Source organism: Mesobacillus zeae, from assembly GCF_003570705.1.
GTDB classification, from domain to species: domain Bacteria; phylum Bacillota; class Bacilli; order Bacillales; family Cytobacillaceae; genus Mesobacillus_C; species Mesobacillus_C zeae.
In genome coordinates, this window is record NZ_QWVT01000072.1 from 1 (window position 1) to 1,160 (window position 1,160).

Consider the following 1,160-nt stretch of genomic DNA (forward strand, 5'->3'; position numbering starts at 1 on the left):
GGGAATGGTGGTGGAAGGGTAGTTGAGGATGTTGATAAGGGTACGGGAAAAGTGTATCCAACGAGACAAATAGATTCAGTAGCAGAAGCACATATAATTGATAGAGTGAAAGAGCTAAGAGGGAATTTACTAAGTAAATATAAAAAAGCTGGTAATTTTGCTCTTGCAGAGGTGGATGTAAGTGGGATAAGTAAATCTGAGTTTTATGCTCAAAGTAGAATAAATAATCTTAAAGGAAGTCTTGAGGATAAGGTACCTGATATATCTTTACAACCTGAAAATCCGATGTTTAAAGCTACGAAGGCAGTTGGTAAAGATGGAGAAAGTTACTTAAGGGATACTGATACGGAGTATAAGATACTAAATGATATTGCTTCTAGGCTTGGAGAAAATACGCAAGCTACAGGAACAATCAAATTATTTACAGAATTAGACACTTGTGACAGTTGTAGTAGAGTTATAGCAGATTTTGCTGCTAAATATAAAAATATTAAGTTAGAAATTATACACAATGATGGTAACAGGATCATACCTTAAACATTAATATTTTTGGAGGATAAGAACTATGAAGGATTGGGAGTATAATGAATTGATAGAGGCAATTCAGGAAACATATGGAGAATTACTAGAAGAAGATAGAGGATATAGATATGCTCTAGCAAAACTAGCAGATGAGTTTGATAACTTAGGTAAGATAGAAGATGTTATTGTTGATACTGCTATTGGAGAAATTGCAATTAAACATGATAAGGTCTTTATTGGACGAATTGAAGGAATAACAAAAAGGTTGAGTATGTTTAATCCTTTAGACGCAGAAGGTGAATTAACAAAAGATGAAATTTATGATTTAACAAACAGAATAAATAAAGTAATAGATGGTCTTAGAAATGTAGAAGTTGACTATAATTCATCAGCAGAATAGTAATTTTTATAAGAGATTGACTATATTGGAAGTATAAATGAAAAATTGATAGCTCATGATGATATTACCATCATTGAGTATTATGACAATACTATGAAAATAAAAAACATCAAAATTAATTAATACTATAGCAAATTTTTAAAAACCTTGATTGACTAAAACCTTCAAGGTTTTTTGTTCGGTAATTAAATGAAGAAGTATCCAAAATCCAGCGGTTCGCAGCAGCGAATGATATCCC

At 31.6% G+C, this 1,160-nt stretch carries 2 protein-coding genes; both read left to right on the forward strand.

What is annotated here, in order from left to right; translation table 11 throughout:
* A partial coding sequence (locus D1970_RS21945) for a deaminase domain-containing protein (RefSeq protein WP_259339735.1) occupies positions 1-537 on the forward strand: 537 nt, incomplete at its 5' end.
* A gap of 28 nt (positions 538-565) precedes the next feature.
* Complete coding sequence (locus tag D1970_RS21950) at positions 566-922, forward strand: Imm3 family immunity protein (RefSeq protein WP_119114958.1); 357 nt, start codon at positions 566-568, stop codon at positions 920-922.
* Positions 923-1,160: the final 238 nt, after the last annotated feature.

Coding starts and splice junctions, on each gene's coding strand:
- D1970_RS21950 (WP_119114958.1), top strand. CDS start 566: ATGAAGGATTGGGAGTATAATGAATTGATAGAGGCAATTCAGGAAACA.